This is a genomic window from Acetivibrio saccincola, assembly GCF_002844395.1.
Taxonomy (GTDB): Bacteria; Bacillota; Clostridia; order Acetivibrionales; family Acetivibrionaceae; genus Herbivorax; species Herbivorax saccincola.
Genome location: NZ_CP025197.1, coordinates 2805782 through 2824264, shown reverse-complemented (window position 1 = coordinate 2824264; position 18483 = coordinate 2805782). Strand labels below are relative to the sequence as shown.

The window sequence follows — 18483 nt, the reverse complement described above, 5'->3', positions numbered from 1 at the left end:
TTACATATACATTGTAATCGTTTATTGTATGGACATATGATTTAATTCCTATTTCCGAAAGTCTTTTTGGTAAATCCGTAAAACCTTTTGATTCATACATTTTGATTCATACATTGTAACTGCAAGCAAATCAGTATCTTTGCAAAACTTTAGTATTTCTTCATCCGTTGCTTCCAATTTATAAAGAGTCAATATTATATTGGAATAGCCAAGATTTTTTACTTTATCATATTCATCAAAAGAATGTATTTGCGGTATAATCTGATTTTTTATATCAGGATAATTATCTTTTAAAAGCTGCAAAAGTTTTATATTTTCACTCTTTACATCGGTGATTATGTAGGCGTCTTTATGTTTTTTTAGCCAGTCAGAGAGATCATTTAGATCCATTATCTTTAATCCCAATATAGGCTTTAGACTTTTAAACTTTTCATAAGTGTGTGCTTCAGTTGAATATTTTATGTTAAAAAACCAGTTTGCATTTCCCCAATCATGGAGTATTACAGGAATACCGTCTGAAGTCCATTCAAAATCCAATTCAAAAAACCTGAAACCCTTTTCATATGAATTATCAAGAGCCTGCATTGAATTGGTAATCCTTATACCGTAAATTTCCCCTCCCGCATGGGCAATGAGCCTGTCTAAAGGTATTTTTTCATTTCCGATTTCTTTTTTATTTGAGTACACACCAATTGAAAGTGCTACAACACCTAAAAACAAAGCCAATATAATAAATTTATTTAAACTTTTAAAAAACATTCCAATACCCTTTCTTAACTAAATCTCTTCTAAAGATTTATTTAAATATTGCATTATTCAACTATTTATTTAAATATTAATTAAATTATAGAGAAATATCAACCAAAAGGCAATAGACCTTTCTTAAGAGACATGATTTTAATTTTACAAAAAAGCCGGATTGAATAAAATCTTGACAATAAATGCACATTTTTTCTTGTTAACTACAAAAAAATATGGTAAAATCAAATTATGAAAAAAATTTAGGAGAGTTGTCATGAATAATCATAATAATTCTAACAATTATAATAATGGAAATTATAACAGTGGAAATTACAACGGTGGAAATTACAACAGTGGAAATTACAACAGTGGAAATTACAACAGTGATAATTACAATAGTGGAAATTATCAGTACAATAATGAAGAAGTCCAGTTGATGAATGAGTTAAGTAGTAATCAAGCAGCCAATCCTTATGCCACGGCAAATCCTTATGCAGACGAAAATTCCAACTTTTTCTTAGCAATTGTTGGCGGGTCGGTAGTGGCATTTATATGTTCTTTATTGTGGGCTGCTATAACATATCTGACAGATTACCAATTTGGTATAATGGCAATAGGAGTAGGTTTCTTAGTCGGGTCAAGTATTAAGGTTTTAGGGAAGGGCAAAAGCAGCAAATTTGGAATTTTAGGTGCACTTCTATCTACGTTCAGCTGTTTTTTAGGAAATTTAATTTATGTATACGCCTATTTTGCCAAAATTTTTGCAATGAGTTTTTTCGATGCTATTGGAGATTTGCCCTTTTCGGAAGCAATAAGTATTGTATTTAAAGCATCTGGTTTAATAGACATATTATTTTATATTTTAGCTATTTATATAGGTTATAAGTCTTCTATCAAAAATTAATTTTAAAATCAATTGTGTATTTATAGTGTACAAATTATATACGCAGGAAAGTTGGCTAAACATCTAAGAGGGTATTAAATGAAGCGGTTAGGGATTGTTTTCTTTATCATATTTGTGTTTTCTCTTTACGGAGGGGCAAATTATTATGTAGGGAAAAAGATATACCAAGGGCTTAGTTATTTTTCCAGAAATATAAATGTAAAAATCTACACAATAGTGTTTGCATTAATAGCCCTATCTGTCTTTATTGCCACTTTACCAATGCCTTTAGAAACCAAAAGAATAATAAGCTGGGTAAGCTACCATTGGATGGGTGTATTTGTTTACCTCTTATTATTTTTTCTTTTGTCTGATTTAGTTTTATTTTTAGGAAAGTTATTAAAAATAATTACGGCTCCCACACCGGAGAATATTGCCTTTTACAGAAGTATAGCAGTAATTTTATTGACAGCCGGGGTGGTGGGTTATGGTATATATAATGCAGGTCAGATTAAGCACACTTCCTATAATATCCAAATAGAAAAAACTTCATTTGAAGGAGAATTTAAAATAGTCCTGATAAGCGACTTGCATTTAGGAAGTATAAAATCTGAAAAGCTCCTTCATGATATAGTCCATGGTATCAATAGTTTAAAACCTGATATTGTATGTATAGCAGGGGATATTTTTAATGATAATTATAATCTTATACGCAATCCGGAAAGAGCAGAGGAGTTTTTAAGAAGTATAGAAGCTACATATGGTGTTTATGCAGTTTTAGGCAATCATGATGCAGGTAAAACCCTTGACAAAATGATGGAATTTCTTGAAAAGAGCAATGTAAAGCTTCTTAATGATGAATATGTGGTTATTGATGACCGGATGGTTTTGGTGGGAAGGCTGGATCCGTCACCAATTGGAGGCTATGGTGGCTTAAAGAGAAAAAGCAATATTTCTGATATACTAGCTTCAGTGGATACAAATATGCCCGTTATAGTTATAGATCACACTCCTTCAAACATACAGCAGTATGGCAGGGAGATTGATTTGGTGCTGTCCGGGCACACTCACAAAGGTCAGTTGTTTCCCTTTAACTTTATAACAAATGCCATATTTACCGTGGACTACGGCCATTACCAGGAGGATGCCAGCAGCCCGCATTTTATAGTAACTTCAGGTGTGTCCACCTGGGGACCGCCAATGCGTGTGGGTACCAATAATGAAATTGTAAGCATATTATTGCACTAAATTCCGGGGGGTTAAACCTTTTGCTGAATAATTTTAAAGTAAACAGTCAGGAGGACAAGATAGTAATTGAATATCCTTCAATTGGCGGGGTAAGAATTATTTTACTGGTAATATTACTGGCGATAGCATATACTTCTTTTAGGCAGATTAAAGATGATTTAATAAGCATAAATTCCTTATTCCTATTAATTTTTCTTTGTGGGTTTTTGTTTTTTCTCTTACATAAAGAAAATAAAAAATGTATTTTTGATAAATCAAACCAGACAATCAGCATACAAAAAACCAATTTGTTAAAGTCCTTTTATGAAACATATTCCTTTTATGAAATGACAAAGCTTAAAATTGAGAAAACTTTATGTGATGAAGACAGTGATGATGAAATAGAGTATATATTATCTATTGAGCTGAATCAAAAAAGTATATCTATTGCAATGTCCGGATCTGGAGCGGAAATTAATAAACTGGCTGATGATATAATAATGCTAGTGGAAAAATCGGATTTAGCAGTGGAAAAACAAGATGTTCTATTAAAGGATTGCTTAAAAAACCATTGTAAAGAAGAATTAACGGACGGTTATTGTGAAGAAACCCGGTCATTTGAAAACTATTTTCGAAAGCACAATAAAATTTCAAGAATGTCATTTAACAGAAAAATAAGGTTAATAAGGGAAGGGGACACTGTTGTTTTAAAAATGAACAGAGGTATAACAGATAAAATTGTATTTATTATAATAATAGTTTTTACCATACTCTTTGCAAAACACATTTTTGTATTGGAAACCATTCATATGGAGAGAAACATAGATGGCAGTATTGACGGAGAAGTAATAAGTAATTTTTTGGGGAAGGAAGAATATGAAACAGAGAGAATTTTTTTAAAAGGCATAAAAGATGTAAAATTTGTTTCAGATTCAGATAGTTCATATTTTGTGATTGTATGCGATAATTATGAATATATTACAAGCAAGTTCGGTGAAGAAAGTTTAAATTCAGCAAAATCGTTTTTGGCGGATGACTCATTAGACAGTTTTACTATTAAAGAAAATTTTGAAGCATATAATATTGCGTGGATTTTTCTGTTATTAGTAATAGCCTTTCAGCTTGTTTCCTATAAATATATATCAAAAATTATAATTGATGCCGAAAATAAAGAGGTAATATTGGAAATGAGCAATAAAGCTGTAAAAGGGAAATATCCATTACATATATTGAGAAATATTGATTATATACCTAAAGGGAATAAGTACAGGTTGTTTTTATATTTGCTGAACAAAAGGGAAGGTTTAGGCACCATGAGAAAGGAAGATGTAACGGAGTTAAGAGAATTTTTAATGTTAAAGCTTTAAGTGTTATACTGAATTTTCCACGTCTAAATGTTTTTTGATGTAAAAACAAAAAGGATTGTAAGAAGAAATGTACTTACAATCCATGTTTTTAAGCCTTTTCTAAGTCGCTGATGCTGATTTCCCTTGTATGGAGAGTGTGGCACCAGTCTTTATTGTTTTTAGTCAAAAAGCCCTGTATGGTAATTGGAATCCAAGTAAGGCAGTAAAATGGGTAAATCAAAAATCCTAACAGCACTTTCGGGTTAAATTTCTTTTCAGCTAAAATTACAATAGGTCCGTATAAAAACTGTAGTATGACAAATATCGACCAGACTTCTGCTGGAAACAGATACTTTAAAGTATAAAAAGGAGATTCGGGAAAAACTATTTGTATCCACATCATTATTGTAATAAGGCCTATAAATATTAACCTTATAGGCTGGAACATATATATGGCACAGTCAAAGGATATAAGATCGCCGTTTCTAAAAGCTTTTTTAAAAAGGGGTCCTAAAAACCTGCTTGTGCAGTCAGCATGACCCTGCATCCATCTTTTTCTCTGATTCCAGGATTGTTTTAATGTAAGTGGTTTTTCATCATATACCACTGCATTATGAGCCCATGCAACTTTCATATCCTTTAGCACAAGCTTCATTGTAAATTCCAAATCTTCTGTAAGGCATGTAGCTCCCCAGCCTATTTTCTTCAGGACATCAATATCTATACAAAATCCTGTACCGCAAAGACCGCAGCTTAATCCTAAATAATATCTGGGAAGCTGGAATATTCTGTTGGACAGCCAGAAAGCAATGGAGTATGAGCAAGTTATCCATGAATCATAAGGGTTTTTGCTGTCTATATACCCTTGTATAACTTTATGTCCCCTGCAAAGCTGTTTGTTCATTTCCAGCAAAAAATTAGATGAAACAAGGTTGTCTGCATCAAAGACACAGATGGCATCATATTTTTTGTCCATTTCAAATATTCTTTCAAACATCCACTCTAATGCATGCCCTTTTCCCCTAAGGGTACTATTAAATCTCCTGTACACAATGGCACCGTGTTTTTCCGCTATTTCCGCTGTTTTATCGGTACAGTTGTCAGCAATGACAAAAACATCAAATAAATTTTTAGGATAATTCTGCTTAAAAAGGCTGTCTATTATGTGCGTTATTACTTTTTCTTCATTGTGGGCAGCTACAATCAATGCAAATTTTTTATTCGGAAAAAAATCTTTATTCTTGTATGTTTTACGGTACAGCCAGCCAAAAATGGATATTCCAAAAAAATAACATCCTGCGGTAAATATTATCACCTGTATTAGCTGTGTGGTATGGAAAATCAGGCTATTTATTTGTGATAACATTTTACTCCTCCAATAAGTCTTTGTAAGCTCTTAAATTTCTTTATTATTTTGTACTTAATAAAAGAAAATATTTATGATATTTAATTTTTTAAAATTGTTATGTTATGCTATAATCTTATTGTTTAAACTTTATATAATTATTCAAACTATAAAATTATAAAATAATTTGCCAAACTGATTTTCCATAAATGAAAAGACAAATTTTAACAGACAAAATTTATAAAATTTGAAGACTTATATTTTATAGGTTTAAATGTATAAAATTTTGAAAGTAAAGAAAATTTCAACATACAAAAACGTATATAAACGTATAAAAAGAAAGGATGGCTGGAAAAAAGATATGCCGAAGAAAAAAACATTTTTTATTTGTCAAAATTGTGGCTACGAATCAAGAGGATGGCTGGGTAAATGTCCAGGTTGCAGTCAATGGAATACATTTACAGAAGAAATACAGCAGCTGGCGGGTAAAAAAAGTCGGGACGCTGTTTTATCTGATGTAAAGCTTGTAAATATAAATGATGTCCAAATAGAAAAGGAAGACAGGTATAAAACAGGCATAAAAGAGATGGACAGGGTGCTTGGCGGCGGGATAGTAAAAGGTTCTCTTATACTTGTAGGAGGGGACCCGGGCATAGGGAAATCAACACTTATTTTACAAATATGCGATAAAATAAAAGAAAACCCAAAAATTATATATATTTCCGGTGAGGAATCTATAAAGCAAATTAAGATAAGAGCCGATAGATTAGGTGTAAGCAATTCAAATCTGTTGATGGTATCAGAAACCAATTTTAATATAGTTCAATCTTTGTGCGAGAGAGAAAAGCCAAATTTACTGATTGTTGATTCAATACAGACTATGTTTAATGAAGAATTATCAGCAGCGCCAGGGAGTATAAGCCAGGTCAGGGATATTACTGCAGGTCTTATGAGAATTGCCAAAAGCATGAATATAGCAATAATTATTGTCGGTCATGTGACTAAAGAAGGTTCTATTGCAGGTCCAAGGGTACTAGAGCATATGGTGGACACGGTGTTGTACTTTGAAGGGGAGAGGCATTTAAGCTACAGGATTTTGAGGGCTGTAAAAAACAGATTTGGTTCTACAAATGAAATTGGGATATTTGAGATGAAAGATGTGGGACTTGTAGAGGTAGATAACCCGTCAAAGATTATGATCTCCGGGAGACCAGAAAATGTGCCTGGATCAGTTGTAGTATCCAGTTTAGAGGGAACACGTCCTATGCTCATTGAAATACAGGCTCTTGTGTGTCCAACAAGTTTTGGGATGCCGAGGAGAATGGCCACAGGTGTTGACTACAACAGAATTACTTTATTAATGGCAGTTCTAGAAAAAAGAGTAGGCATGCAACTTCACAATTTTGATGCATATGTTAATGTTGCAGGAGGACTTAAAATTGACGAGCCGGCGTGTGATTTGGGAATTGTTACAGCCATAGCTTCTAGTTTTAGAAATGTTCCTGTGGATATAAACACAGTTTTAATAGGGGAAGTGGGGTTGACAGGTGAAGTCAGGGCTGTTAACCAAGTGGATAAAAGAGTAATGGAGGCTATGAGAATAGGTTTTAAAAGATGTATAGTTCCTTTAGGAAATGTAGAAGTTATTAAGAATATGAAAGAAGTTAATAATATAGATATTGTAGGAGTGGGGAATGTACAGGAAGCATTGGGAATAGCTTTACAATAAAATATTATTTGGAATAGCTATGCAGTAAAGCATTGATGAAAGATTTTCCGGAGGGATATGTTATATGGTAGATAATGTAAAAGATGAAAAATTTCTCGAATTGTTAAAAATGATTGCTCCAGGGACAGCATTAAGGGAGGGGTTGGAAAATATTCTAAAAGCCAGGACCGGTGCCTTGATAGTTATAGGGGATTCACCGGAAATAATGAGTCTTATAGATGGTGGTTTTTTCATTAATAAAGAATATTCACCGGCCCATTTGTATGAACTTGCAAAAATGGATGGTGCCATAGTACTGAGCAGGGATTTAAAAAAACTTCTATATGCAAATACACTTCTCATTCCTGATCCTAAAATATCCACCGATGAAACGGGAACAAGGCATAAAGCAGCACACAGGGTGGCAAAACAGACAGGTGAGACTGTTATAAGCATATCCCAGAGAAGGAATGTTATCACAATTTACAAAGGGTCTATAAAATATATTTTAAAAGATGTATCAGTTATTTTAAACAAAGCAAATCAGGCCATGCAGACACTGGAAAAATATAAAACGGTTTTAGAAACAGCTGTTAATAATTTAAGTGCCCTTGAATTTGAAAATATTGTGACACTAAATGATGTTGCTTTTGTAATTCAGAGGACAGAAATGGTGCTTAGAGTTGCTTCTGAAATTGAAAGATATATCTGTGAATTAGGAAATGAAGGAAGACTTATAAGTATGCAGCTGGAGGAGTTATTGGACAATATTGAAAATGATGAAATATTAATAATTGAAGACTATATGGAAGGGGAAAATATGTCTTCAAAAGAAATTCAAAAAAATTTAAGGTCACTTTCTTTTGATGAACTTATGGAAATTGAAAAAATATGCAAACTTCTAGGCTATAACGGCGATTATGAAGCCCTTGAGACAACTATATCTCCTAGAGGGTACAGACTGCTTAGTAAAATTCCTAAAGTACCTGTGACGGTTACAAGAAATCTTGTTGATAGATTTTTAAATTTTCAAGGAATATTAAATGCCTCCATTGAAGAACTAGACGATGTTGAAGGAATTGGAGAAATAAGGGCAAGACTAATTAAAGAGGGTCTAAGAAGAATCCAGGGTCAGCTGTTTTTAAACGTTAAAAAAATATAACCCCAAAAATAAGACCTAAAACTGCATTTATCTTAAATTATATTTTCCCAGCATCTTTACCCTGTCAAGCTCTTTTATTATGATATCGTACAAGTTTAAATCAAGAGTGTTACATATTGAAGCTAAGTAAAACAGGTTTCTTCCAATATCCTTTTTAATATAGTCCCTGCAGTTTTCACAGAGTTCCCCTTCTAAATGAGTATTCATTAAATCCCGCAATTTTTCAAAGTCGGCATCTATGTAGCTGACTTGTTTTTCAGCATTGACTTTCAAACAGCCGCACTGAGTAATGGATTTAACAATGCTGCGGTTAACTCTTGCATTTGAATCTTGAAATTTAGTAATAAGATCCAGAATACTCTTATTTCGTATTAAAAGTTCTCCAACGGTGAATTGAAATTTATCTACCATTATGTCCTTCAATATGCTCACTCCTTAGGGTGTATTGTTTAACAACAGAACTTTAAAAAGGTATAAAACATTTAAGAAACTTAACCGATATCCTTATTATAATTGTTAAAACAGCCTTTTGTCAATGAAAATTAAACTGGATAAAACTAACATTTATAATTTGTCTATAATTCTTTTATATTTTAAATATCCTATTTATATATCCCAACCTTCAATTTTAGACCGGCGGATTGCTCCAAAAATATTTTCCTTTATGTATTTGTTATCCTTGGATATTTCTCCTAAAAGATTTTTTATATATTGCCGCTTTGTCAGTCCGTCTATCTGACATGGGTTTTTAATAGAAATAATATTATTGGCATTTATAAATTCCTTTATATCTTCTTCCTTGGTGTAAATTAAAGGTCTAATTACATTTAAATCCATCCTGCTTAAGTATGTAACGGGTGAAAAGGTGGAAATCTTTCCTTCAAACAGAATATTGAGCAACAAAGTTTCCATCAAATCGTCCCTGTGATGCCCAAGAGCAACTTTATTGCATCCTAATTTCCTAGCTAAATTATTTAAAGCCCCCCTTCTCATATTTGCACAAAGGGAACAAGGATTTTTTTCTTTTCTCACTTCAAAAACTATTTTTCCAATTAGAGTTTCTTCTACTGTATAATTAATTTCAAGGTTATTACATAATTCTTGTATATAATCCAAATTGTACTTACCTATTCCTAGTGTAAGGGTAACTGCTTCTACAGAAAATTTTTTATTTAAAAATTCCTGAAGACGCCTTAAAGCTATAAGCAAAGTAATGCTGTCTTTTCCTGATACGCCTACGGCTATTTTATCACCGTTTTCTATCATATTAAAATCTTCAATTGCTTTTCTTACATAGGAAAGTATTTTTCTTTCATTTAAAAAACTTGCCATTACAATCCCTTCCTAATCAAAATTTTTCTATAAAGATATTTAGTATTACTACCGAAAGATAAAGTAATAAAGAATATTATACTGTATATTTAAAAGTAATAAAAGGGCAGTTAAAGGGTATAAAAGCAAAATTAAAATTGGAAAAGAGGGATTAAAAAATGATGTGGAAAGAAAAGTACAAAATAGGTGTAGAGCATATTGATAAGCAGCATGAAGAACTTTTCAGACGGGTTTCAGAGTTTACCAAGGTTATCAGAAGTGAAGAAGACTGGGATGCCAGAGTTGATAAAGTAAAAGAGACAATGATTTTTATGAAGGATTATGTAATTGACCATTTCAATGAAGAAGAGATTTATCAGGAACAAATTAATTATCCGGACATTGAAACTCACAGAGAGGCACATGCTAAATTCAGGGAAGGCATAAATAATTACGTTAAAATATTTGAAGAAGAGGGCTTTACTGAGGAAAAGATACAGGAATTTGGGGGAAAGCTTATGGCCTGGCTTATTATGCATGTTGGAAACATGGATCAGAAAATTGGAGAATATGTAAGAAGCAAAGGAGGAAAAGTATAATGAAAGCAGAATATGTAAATTCCTTTTATAAGGCAACGAAAGAGGTTTTTCAATTATTAGTTGATATAGAGCCTAAGAGGGGCGAATTAAAATTGGTGGAAGAACTTAAAAACAGCAAGGATGCAAATGTTAAGCTTGGGGTAAAGGGTGATTTAAAAGGAGCAATACTGTTTAGCTTCCCTAAAGATATGACTTTAGAATTGGTGAAAATCATGTCCGGAATGGAAATGGATAAAATAGATAAGTTTACAACTTCTGCTTTGGGTGAAGTAGCAAATATTATCGGAGGAAATGCATTTATTTTTTTATCTGAACACAATTTAAGCTGTGATATTACTCCTCCGGAAATTTTTATAGGTGAGTACAACCCTTCACCCTGGGAGAAGGAAAAGGCGTTGCTTTTACCGCTGACCACCCCAATTGGGGAATTTGATATTACCATTAATTTAAAAGAAAATAATTAAATATGGTTCTATTGTCTAAAAATTTTGTTTGAATAAGATAAGTTTAGGGGAAAACTAAATTAAAATACAATTTTGAACAGGAGAGATAAGATGAATTTTTCCAAATCCTTATCCCCCATAAAAATCGGGGCAGTAGAGTTAAAAAACCGTTATATAGTACCAGCTATGGGTTCCCACCTGGGAGAACCTGATGGACAAGTTTCCCAGCGTACAATTGATTACTATGTTGCCAGAGCCAAAGGAGGCTACGGGTTAATAGTTACGGAATTTACATGTGTAGACCCTGTAGGAATGGCTCTACCAGGTCAATTGGGAATTTGGGACGACTCTTTTATTGAAGGGCACAAAAGATTAACCCAGGAAGTTCATAAAAACGGCGGGGTGATTTTTTCCCAATTACACCATGCAGGGCGCCTCTCCTACTCCATGGTTACCGGTACACAGCCTGTTGCCCCATCTTCTATAGCAAGTCCTGTAAATAAGGAAATTCCCAGAGAACTAAGCACAGAAGAAGTTTATCAACTAATTGAAAAATATGTAAATGCAGCGGTTAGAGCAAAAGAAGCAGGGTACGATGGCGTGGAGCTTCATGGTGCACATCAATACATGATTGCACAATTTATGTCACCATATTCAAACAAACGCTTAGATGAATTTGGCGGGCATTTTCACAACCGCATGAGATTTCCTACGGAAATTGTAAAGGGAATCAAAGAAAAGTGCGGTAAGGACTTTCCGGTAAGTGTGAGAATCAGTGCAGAAGAGTCGGAGCATGACAGCTGGGGTGTAAGACAGGCCAGAAAAGCTGCTAAAATGCTGGAAGAAGCCGGAGCGGATGTAATTAGTGTCTCCATTGGCGGGGCATACGGGACAACTTATAAAACACTGGCTCCCCAGGCGTTGCCTCCAGGATTTAATGCTTCAAACTCAGCATTTATAAAAGAGGTTCTTAATATTCCCGTTATTATAACAGGAAGAATTGTAGATCCATATGTTGCAGAGGATATTATAAGTTCAGGTTCGGCAGACCTTGTGTCTTTAGGAAGACCTTCTTTGGCAGACCCTGAATTTCCAAACAAGGTAAAGGAAAACCGTATTGACGAGATAATTCCTTGTGTAGCCTGTCTTCAGAGATGTTCAGAAGCAGGCGGCAGGGATGAGTGGGATACCGGAGTATCCTGCACATACAATCCATTCACAGGAAAAGAGGGAATTATGAAATTCAACCCTCCGGAAGTGAAAAAGAAAATTGCCATTATAGGAGCAGGTCCTGCAGGACTTGAAACTGCCTGGGTGGCTGCAAAGCGGGGTCATTCTGTCACTGTTTTTGACAAAGCAAATGTACCCGGAGGGCAAATTGCACTTGGGGCAAGACCGCCGTATAAGCAGGAACTTTTAAAGGCTGTCCAGACTTATATGAGATTAGGGAAAAAATACGGTGTTACCTATAATTTTGGTGTAGAGGCAAATTTAGAAACCGTTAAAGATTTTGATGAAGTTGTGCTGGCTACAGGCGGAGAGCCAATTTGCCCGCCCTTTGACGGCATAGAAGAAGCAGGTGCCGTACAAGCAATTGATGTCCTTGCAGGAAAGGTAGTACCAGGGGACAGGGTAATTATCATCGGCGGCGGACAGGTAGGTGCAGAGACCGGAGAAATGCTTGCAAACCAAAACCGCCGGGTGACCATTGTGGAAATGAAAGATGCAATAGCTGAGGAAGAACACCAGGATGTACGTTTTCTGCTCATTGAGAGACTAAAAAAATACGGTGTAAATATGCTGACAAAAACAAAAGTAAAAGCCCTTTCCAAAGACAGTGTAGTTGTGGAAAGAGAAGGAGCTGAGGAAAGGTTAAGTGGATTTGACACTATAGTTTTGGCGGTAGGTGTAAAATCCTACAATCCTTTGGAAGAAATAATGAAGGAAGCTGGGAAGAAGACGCATGTTATAGGGGATGCCAACAAACCCGGCGACATTACCGATGCCATTTATGCGGGCGCCAAACTTGGACTTAGTATATAAGTTTTAATTAATATGGCATGTTTTTATATTTTTATATATTGAGATAAAAAAATAATGGTGTTGTAAAAACACCATTATTTTTTAGTTCATTTGTTTTTTTCATCTACGCGCTTATTCAAAAGATTAACCATTATAAACATAAGCACAAGCACAGTGCTGGTGAAGAATGGGAGAAGTAAATAACTTGTTTTTAATGCCAGAGCACCAAAAAGCGGGGGAATAAATGTAGTTCCAATATAAGCGCTTGCCATTTGCAGTCCCATAACTGATTGGGAGTATTTTGCTCCAAAATTTGCAGGGGTTTCATGCAGTAAGCTTGGAAAAATAGGTGCACAGCCTATTCCTGCCAATATGAACCCTACCAGGGAGCTGATTTTCCCAAATGGCAGCATAATCATAACCATTCCCGCCGCAATTAAGGCTTCTCCCAGGAGAACCATTTGCCTGTTGTTTAGTTTAAGCGTGACAAATCCTGATAGAAACCTTCCAAAGGTAATACCAAAATAAAAAAGAGATGCCCATCTTGCCGCTGTATCTGTCTGAACCCCGTGGGCAATAACTGCAAAACTGCTTCCCCAAAGTCCCATTGTTGCCTCTATGGAGCAGTAGCAGAAAAATGCTGTTAATGCCTGTTTTACTTCCGGCAGCTTTAAAAGTTCCTTTTTGCTTATAATTTTATGGTCTTGTATTCCTTTTTCCTGGTTACCTTTTTCTGGCGGGGTAGTACTATTTATTTCTGCTTTTTTCCAAAATGGCAGGGAGGCAATTAACACTACAGACAGGAAAAGCTGAATAATTGCAACGGTGCGGTAGCCAAGCCGGAATGCATAACCTTGTGTCAGAAAATAAGACATTATAACAGGTCCGGTCATGGCACCGACACCCCAGAAGCAGTGAAGCCAGCTCATATGTTTTGCTTTGTAGTAAAGGGCCACGAAATTATTAAGGGCAGCATCTATTGCCCCTGCCCCAAGTCCTAAGGGAATTGCAAAAAGGCACAGCATATAAAACTTTTTGCTAAATGAAAATCCAAAGAGAGCCAGTGATGTGGTTAATGTACTTATAAAAGCAACCAAACCGGTTCCTGATTTTCTAATAAGCCTGTCACTAAAAAGACTGGATACTATAGTTCCTCCCGAAATAATCATGGAAACAATGCCTGCATAGGAAATGGGGACTTTCATGTCCGGGTACATTGACGGCCACGCTGCTCCTAAGAGTGAATCAGGCAGCCCTAAACTTATAAAAGCTAAGTAAATTATTATTAATAAAACTGTTAAAACCATTATCTTCTCCTTAAAAATATCAATAATTTTTTATTAATATTATAATATTGTTAATGCAATAAAGAAATATTGACATATAAAAATAATCAATTTATAATGTTGTATGTCAAACTGATTGATATACAACATTATTTTTTTATAGAGATTTATCACTAGTTTTTACATCCGGAGGTGAAATATGAAACAGAAATCCATAGGAATGGAAATACGTTCTTTGACTAATCTTATAAAGAGGCATATAGAAAATTCACAACATTTTCAAGATATAGACGGGATAAGCGGAGTAAATGGATGGATTATAGCATATTTGTATCAGAATGAAAATAGGGATGTATTCCAGAGAGATTTAGAAGAAAGGTTTTCCATAACGAGGTCAACTATATCAAGGGTGCTAAAAATAATGGAACAAAAGGGGCTTATTGAAAGACAAGGTGTTGATTCAGATGCAAGACTGAAAAAATTAGTTTTAACCAAAAAGGCTAAAGATATTTACCAGGCTATAATAACTGATCTTAGAAATGTTGAGACAAAGCTTATGAAGGGCTTTTCACAGGAGGAAAAAGATACGCTGTTTTCTTATATAGAGAGAATGAAAAACAATATGGAAATTGACGGGAGGTAATAGGGGATGATAAAAACTTTGGCAAAAAGCATCAGAGAATACAAAATACCCTCAATACTTACACCTGTTTTGGTAATGCTTGAAGTTTTATTTGAAGTTATAATTCCATTTATCATGGCAAAATTAGTTGACGAGGGAATTAGTGCCGGAAATATGAGTGTAATTTTAAAGCTTGGAACCTTTTTGCTTTTATCAGCTTTTTTAGCTTTAGTGTCCGGGGCTCTTGCAGGAAAAACTGCAGCCCATGCATCTGCCGGTTTTGCAAAGAATTTAAGGCAGGATATGTTTTATAATGTTCAAAAGTTTTCTTTTTCAAATATTGATAAATTTTCTACATCCAGCATCATTACAAGATTGACAACGGATGTTATGAATGTGCAGAACTCATATCAAATGCTTATAAGAGGGGCTGTAAGAAGTCCTATTATGCTGGCATTTACTTTGTTTGCAGCTTTTAGGATAAATAAAGAACTTTCCATGATATTTTTAGGAGCTATACCTGTATTAGGCATAGGACTTTTCCTTATAATAAAAAATGCCCATCCTATATTCAGGAAGGTATTTAAAACATATGACAAGCTTAATAATGTAGTTCAGGAGAATTTAAGGGGCATAAGGGTTGTAAAGGCATTTGTAAGGGAAGATTACGAGATAAAGAAATTTTCAGATATATCAAATGAGATATACGAAAGATTCACAAAGGCAGAAAAAATACTGGTATTTAACATGCCTCTTATCCAGTTTTGCATGTTTGGTTCAATGCTTCTTTTATCCTGGTTTGGGGCTAAAGCCATAGTGGCATCAGGAAATAACCCTGCACTAGGACTTACAACAGGACAGCTTATGAGCCTTATGACTTATGTTATGCAAATTCTCATAAGCCTTATGATGCTTTCAATGATATTTGTAATGATAACTATTTCCAGGGCATCTGCAGAGAGAATAGTTGAGTTAATAAATGAGGAAACTGACCTTAAAAACTGCGAAAACCCTGTATTTGAGGTGGCAGACGGGAGTATTGAGTTTAAAAATGTAAGTTTTTGCTATTCTGATAAAGCCGATAAGATGATATTAGAAAATATAAACCTTAAAATTGAAAGCGGCGAGACGGTGGGAATAATAGGTGGTACCGGTTCGGCGAAGACAACTCTTATCCAACTGATTCCAAGACTGTACGATGTTTCAAAGGGTGTTGTAAAGGTTGGAGGCCGGGATGTAAGGGAATATGACCTTAAGACTTTGAGGGATCAAGTGGCTGTTGTGCTTCAAAAAAATGTGCTTTTTTCAGGTACCATTAAGGAAAACCTTAAATGGGGGGATGAAAATGCAAGGGATGAGGAGATTAAAAAAGCGGCACAAATAGCCCAGGCAGATGGTTTTATCAATGAGTTTCCTGATAAATATGATACATATATAGAGCAGGGGGGCACTAATGTTTCAGGAGGACAAAAGCAGAGGCTTACCATAGCAAGGGCTCTTCTAAAAAAGCCAAAAATAATTATTTTGGACGATTCAACAAGTGCTGTTGATACAAAGACAGAAGCACTTATAAAGAAGGTCTTTACAGAAGAACTGTCTGGCACGACAAAAATTATCATTGCCCAAAGAGTCAGCTCAGTTCAGGATGCTGACAAAATTGTTGTAATGGATAATGGAAAAATTACTGAAATAGGTACACATGATGAGCTAATGGAGAAAAGCCGGATTTACAGGGAAGTTTATGAGTCACAGGTGAAAGGGGGCGTAATGGCAAATGTCTAGACCTATGAGAAGAAGGGGTCATGGTATGGGAGCCCATAATATAAAAGATATAAATAAAGATGCGGTAAAAAGACTTTTATCTTATTTAGGCAGGTATAAAATAAAATTGTTTTTTGTTGTTATTTCCATAATAATAAGCTCAATTGCCGGTGCAGTATCTTCATTGTTTTTAAAAGCTCTTATTGATGATTATATAACTCCTATGTTAACAGAAGCTGTTCCTGATTTTTCAGGATTTTTCAGGGTTATTTTACTTTTAGGTGGTATATATATTATAGGTGTACTTGCATCATTTTTTTACAGCAGGACTATGGTCTTTGTATCCCAGGGTGTTTTAAAGAAAATCCGGGATGAGATGTTTGCAAAAATGCAAAGGCTTCCAATTAAGTATTTTGACTCACACAGTCATGGCGATCTTATGAGTCATTATACAAATGATGTTGATGCACTAAGGCAAATGCTTTCACAGAGCCTTCCTCATTTATTTTCATCTGTTGTAACTATAGTAGCGGTAGTGGCATCTATGATGTATCTAAGCCTTTGGCTCACTGGATTTGTTATTTTATTTGTATTGGTTCTCCTTAAAATTGTGAAAAAAATCGTGGGAAAAAGCGGGCGGTTTTTTGTTGAGCAGCAAAAAACCCTTGGAGACTTAAACGGATACATTGAAGAGATGATTAATGGATTAAAAGTTGTAAAAGTATTTAATCACGAAAAAGCTGTTATAGAAGAATTTGATAAAAAAAATCAGATGCTTTGTGAAAATTCCGGAAAAGCAAATATGTATGCCAATATACTCATGCCTGTTATGATGAATTTAGGGTATTTATTATATGTTCTTATTGCCATTGTAGGTGGGGTGCTTGCTGTAAACGGGGTTCCTAACATAAGTATAGCCGGAACAGGGGTTTTGTCCCTTGGTATGATTGCTTCATTTCTTCAGCTTTCCAGAAATTTTGTGCAGCCCATTGCACAGGTATCCCAGCAGCTTAATGCAGTTGTTATGGCGATTGCAGGGGCTGAGAGGATATTTAAGCTTATGGATGAGGAACCGGAGACTGACGAAGGATATGTTACCTTGGTAAATGCCAGGTATGAAAACGGAAAACTGGTGGAATCAGACCAAAGAACAGACCTTTGGGCATGGAAACATCCCAATGAAGATGGAAGTGTAACCTACATCCCTCTTAAGGGGGAAGTGAGGTTCTATAATGTGGACTTTGGTTATAATGAAGAGGAGATTGTACTTCACGACATATCCCTTTTTGCAAAACCGGGGCAGAAGGTAGCTTTTGTCGGGGCTACAGGTGCCGGGAAAACCACCATTACCAACCTAATAAACAGGTTTTACGACCTGGCAGACGGAAAAATCCGCTATGACGGCATAAATATAAATAAAATAAAAAAATCAGATCTTAGAAGGTCTTTGGGAATAGTCCTTCAGGATGTGAACCTGTTTTCAGGAACGGTTATGGAGAACATCAGGTATGGAAGACTGGATGCAACGGATGAGGAATGCATTCAGGCTGCAAAACTTGCAAATGCAGACGGATTCATAAGAATGCTTCCGGAAGGATATAATACAGTAATTACAGGGAATGGTAGTGAACTTTCCCAGGGACAAAGACAGCTTATATCCATTGCAAGGGCGACTGTAGCAGACCCGCCGGTGATGATTTTAGATGAGGCAACATCTTCCATAGACACCAGGACTGAAGCAATCGTACAAGAGGGTATGGATGCACTTATGAAGGGAAGGACAGTTTTTGTAATAGCCCACAGGCTTTCAACGGTGCAAAACTCTGATGTCATAATGGTTCTTGAAAAAGGTAAAATTATAGAAAGGGGGACGCATGATGAACTTTTGAAGGAAAAGGGCAGGTATTACCAGCTATATACAGGTGCATTTGAATTAGATTAGAAGCCGGATAAGATTAAATTGACTTAAGAACAAAAATAATATATAATTACATCTGCATTCTGAACAGATGTATAAGATTTGCTGG

Annotated in this window: 16 protein-coding genes; 11 read left to right on the top strand and 5 right to left on the bottom strand. The window is 35.0% G+C overall.

Annotated features, from left to right (window positions below; genetic code table 11):
* Positions 1-48: 48 nt before the first annotated feature.
* The gene (locus HVS_RS12625) at positions 49-759 is read right to left on the bottom strand and encodes a glycerophosphodiester phosphodiesterase family protein (protein ID WP_101302919.1); all 711 of its coding nucleotides are present in this window, start codon (positions 757-759) and stop codon (positions 49-51) included.
* Positions 760-1015: 256 nt separating this feature from the next.
* On the opposite strand from HVS_RS12625, the gene HVS_RS12620 reads away from it, so the two are divergent.
* From HVS_RS12620 to HVS_RS12610, 3 genes are all read left to right on the top strand, one after another.
* Complete coding sequence (locus HVS_RS12620; RefSeq protein ID WP_101302917.1) at positions 1016-1645, top strand: hypothetical protein; 630 nt, start codon at positions 1016-1018, stop codon at positions 1643-1645.
* A 78-nt stretch (positions 1646-1723) separates the two neighbouring features.
* The gene (locus tag HVS_RS12615) at positions 1724-2872 is read left to right on the top strand and encodes a metallophosphoesterase (protein WP_101302915.1); all 1149 of its coding nucleotides are present in this window, start codon (positions 1724-1726) and stop codon (positions 2870-2872) included.
* A 20-nt stretch (positions 2873-2892) separates the two neighbouring features.
* Positions 2893-4218: a hypothetical protein gene (locus HVS_RS12610; protein WP_101302913.1), complete on the top strand. Its 1326-nt coding sequence runs from the start codon at positions 2893-2895 to the stop codon at positions 4216-4218.
* Between the two features lie 88 nt (positions 4219-4306).
* Here HVS_RS12610 and HVS_RS12605 read toward each other — a convergent pair whose 3' ends face one another.
* Positions 4307-5563 carry a glycosyltransferase family 2 protein gene (locus HVS_RS12605; RefSeq protein ID WP_101302911.1) on the bottom strand — a complete coding sequence of 419 codons (1257 nt, stop codon included), beginning with the start codon at positions 5561-5563 and terminating at the stop codon, positions 4307-4309.
* Between the two features lie 340 nt (positions 5564-5903).
* Here HVS_RS12605 and radA point away from each other — a divergent pair, with 340 nt between their 5' ends.
* Both radA and disA read left to right on the top strand, forming a co-directional pair.
* Entirely contained in the window at positions 5904-7271 is a 1368-nt protein-coding gene (gene radA / locus HVS_RS12600; protein WP_101304282.1) for a DNA repair protein RadA, read from the top strand.
* Between the two features lie 64 nt (positions 7272-7335).
* The gene (gene disA, locus HVS_RS12595) at positions 7336-8412 is read left to right on the top strand and encodes a DNA integrity scanning diadenylate cyclase DisA (RefSeq protein ID WP_101302909.1); all 1077 of its coding nucleotides are present in this window, start codon (positions 7336-7338) and stop codon (positions 8410-8412) included.
* Between the two features lie 27 nt (positions 8413-8439).
* On the opposite strand, the gene HVS_RS12590 is transcribed toward disA, so the two are convergent.
* Entirely contained in the window at positions 8440-8835 is a 396-nt protein-coding gene (locus tag HVS_RS12590) for a nucleoside triphosphate pyrophosphohydrolase family protein (RefSeq protein ID WP_101302907.1), read from the bottom strand.
* Between the two features lie 183 nt (positions 8836-9018).
* Positions 9019-9678, bottom strand: coding sequence for a tRNA 2-thiocytidine biosynthesis TtcA family protein (locus tag HVS_RS12585; RefSeq protein WP_101304280.1), 660 nt, complete (start codon positions 9676-9678; stop codon positions 9019-9021).
* Between the two features lie 224 nt (positions 9679-9902).
* Between HVS_RS12585 and HVS_RS12580 the strand changes: the two genes are divergently transcribed.
* The 3 genes from HVS_RS12580 (at position 9903) to HVS_RS12570 (ending at position 12808) form a co-directional block, all read left to right on the top strand.
* A complete protein-coding gene (locus HVS_RS12580) occupies positions 9903-10322 on the top strand; it encodes a bacteriohemerythrin (protein ID WP_101302905.1) in 420 nt (139 codons plus the stop codon).
* Entirely contained in the window at positions 10322-10786 is a 465-nt protein-coding gene (locus HVS_RS12575) for a chemotaxis protein CheX (RefSeq protein ID WP_101302903.1), read from the top strand. The genes HVS_RS12580 and HVS_RS12575 overlap by 1 nt, the downstream gene beginning before the upstream one ends.
* Before the next feature lie 90 nt (positions 10787-10876).
* Positions 10877-12808, top strand: a complete 1932-nt coding sequence (locus HVS_RS12570) for an NAD(P)/FAD-dependent oxidoreductase (RefSeq protein WP_101302901.1) — start codon at positions 10877-10879, stop codon at positions 12806-12808.
* A gap of 86 nt (positions 12809-12894) precedes the next feature.
* On the opposite strand, the gene HVS_RS12565 is transcribed toward HVS_RS12570, so the two are convergent.
* Entirely contained in the window at positions 12895-14094 is a 1200-nt protein-coding gene (locus HVS_RS12565; RefSeq protein WP_101302898.1) for an MFS transporter, read from the bottom strand.
* 178 nt (positions 14095-14272) lie between these two features.
* Between HVS_RS12565 and HVS_RS12560 the strand changes: the two genes are divergently transcribed.
* From HVS_RS12560 to HVS_RS12550, 3 genes are read left to right on the top strand one after another with little or no spacing between them, the layout of a single operon-like run.
* Positions 14273-14716: a MarR family winged helix-turn-helix transcriptional regulator gene (locus tag HVS_RS12560; RefSeq protein WP_169926546.1), complete on the top strand. Its 444-nt coding sequence runs from the start codon at positions 14273-14275 to the stop codon at positions 14714-14716.
* 6 nt (positions 14717-14722) lie between these two features.
* Entirely contained in the window at positions 14723-16477 is a 1755-nt protein-coding gene (locus tag HVS_RS12555; RefSeq protein WP_101302896.1) for an ABC transporter ATP-binding protein, read from the top strand.
* Complete coding sequence (locus HVS_RS12550) at positions 16470-18398, top strand: ABC transporter ATP-binding protein (protein ID WP_101302894.1); 1929 nt, start codon at positions 16470-16472, stop codon at positions 18396-18398. Before HVS_RS12555 ends, HVS_RS12550 begins: the two co-directional genes overlap by 8 nt.
* Positions 18399-18483: the final 85 nt, after the last annotated feature.

Excerpts from the sequence above, each read along its gene's own strand:
- HVS_RS12625 (WP_101302919.1), bottom strand. The coding sequence starts at position 759 with ATGTTTTTTAAAAGTTTAAATAAATTTATTATATTGGCTTTGTTTTTA.
- HVS_RS12620 (WP_101302917.1), top strand. The coding sequence starts at position 1,016 with ATGAATAATCATAATAATTCTAACAATTATAATAATGGAAATTATAAC.
- HVS_RS12615 (WP_101302915.1), top strand. The coding sequence starts at position 1,724 with ATGAAGCGGTTAGGGATTGTTTTCTTTATCATATTTGTGTTTTCTCTT.
- HVS_RS12605 (WP_101302911.1), bottom strand. The coding sequence starts at position 5,563 with ATGTTATCACAAATAAATAGCCTGATTTTCCATACCACACAGCTAATA.
- radA (WP_101304282.1), top strand. The coding sequence starts at position 5,904 with ATGCCGAAGAAAAAAACATTTTTTATTTGTCAAAATTGTGGCTACGAA.
- disA (WP_101302909.1), top strand. The coding sequence starts at position 7,336 with ATGGTAGATAATGTAAAAGATGAAAAATTTCTCGAATTGTTAAAAATG.
- HVS_RS12585 (WP_101304280.1), bottom strand. The coding sequence starts at position 9,678 with ATGATAGAAAACGGTGATAAAATAGCCGTAGGCGTATCAGGAAAAGAC.
- HVS_RS12580 (WP_101302905.1), top strand. The coding sequence starts at position 9,903 with ATGATGTGGAAAGAAAAGTACAAAATAGGTGTAGAGCATATTGATAAG.
- HVS_RS12575 (WP_101302903.1), top strand. The coding sequence starts at position 10,322 with ATGAAAGCAGAATATGTAAATTCCTTTTATAAGGCAACGAAAGAGGTT.
- HVS_RS12570 (WP_101302901.1), top strand. The coding sequence starts at position 10,877 with ATGAATTTTTCCAAATCCTTATCCCCCATAAAAATCGGGGCAGTAGAG.
- HVS_RS12565 (WP_101302898.1), bottom strand. The coding sequence starts at position 14,094 with ATGGTTTTAACAGTTTTATTAATAATAATTTACTTAGCTTTTATAAGT.
- HVS_RS12560 (WP_169926546.1), top strand. The coding sequence starts at position 14,273 with ATGAAACAGAAATCCATAGGAATGGAAATACGTTCTTTGACTAATCTT.
- HVS_RS12555 (WP_101302896.1), top strand. The coding sequence starts at position 14,723 with ATGATAAAAACTTTGGCAAAAAGCATCAGAGAATACAAAATACCCTCA.
- HVS_RS12550 (WP_101302894.1), top strand. The coding sequence starts at position 16,470 with ATGTCTAGACCTATGAGAAGAAGGGGTCATGGTATGGGAGCCCATAAT.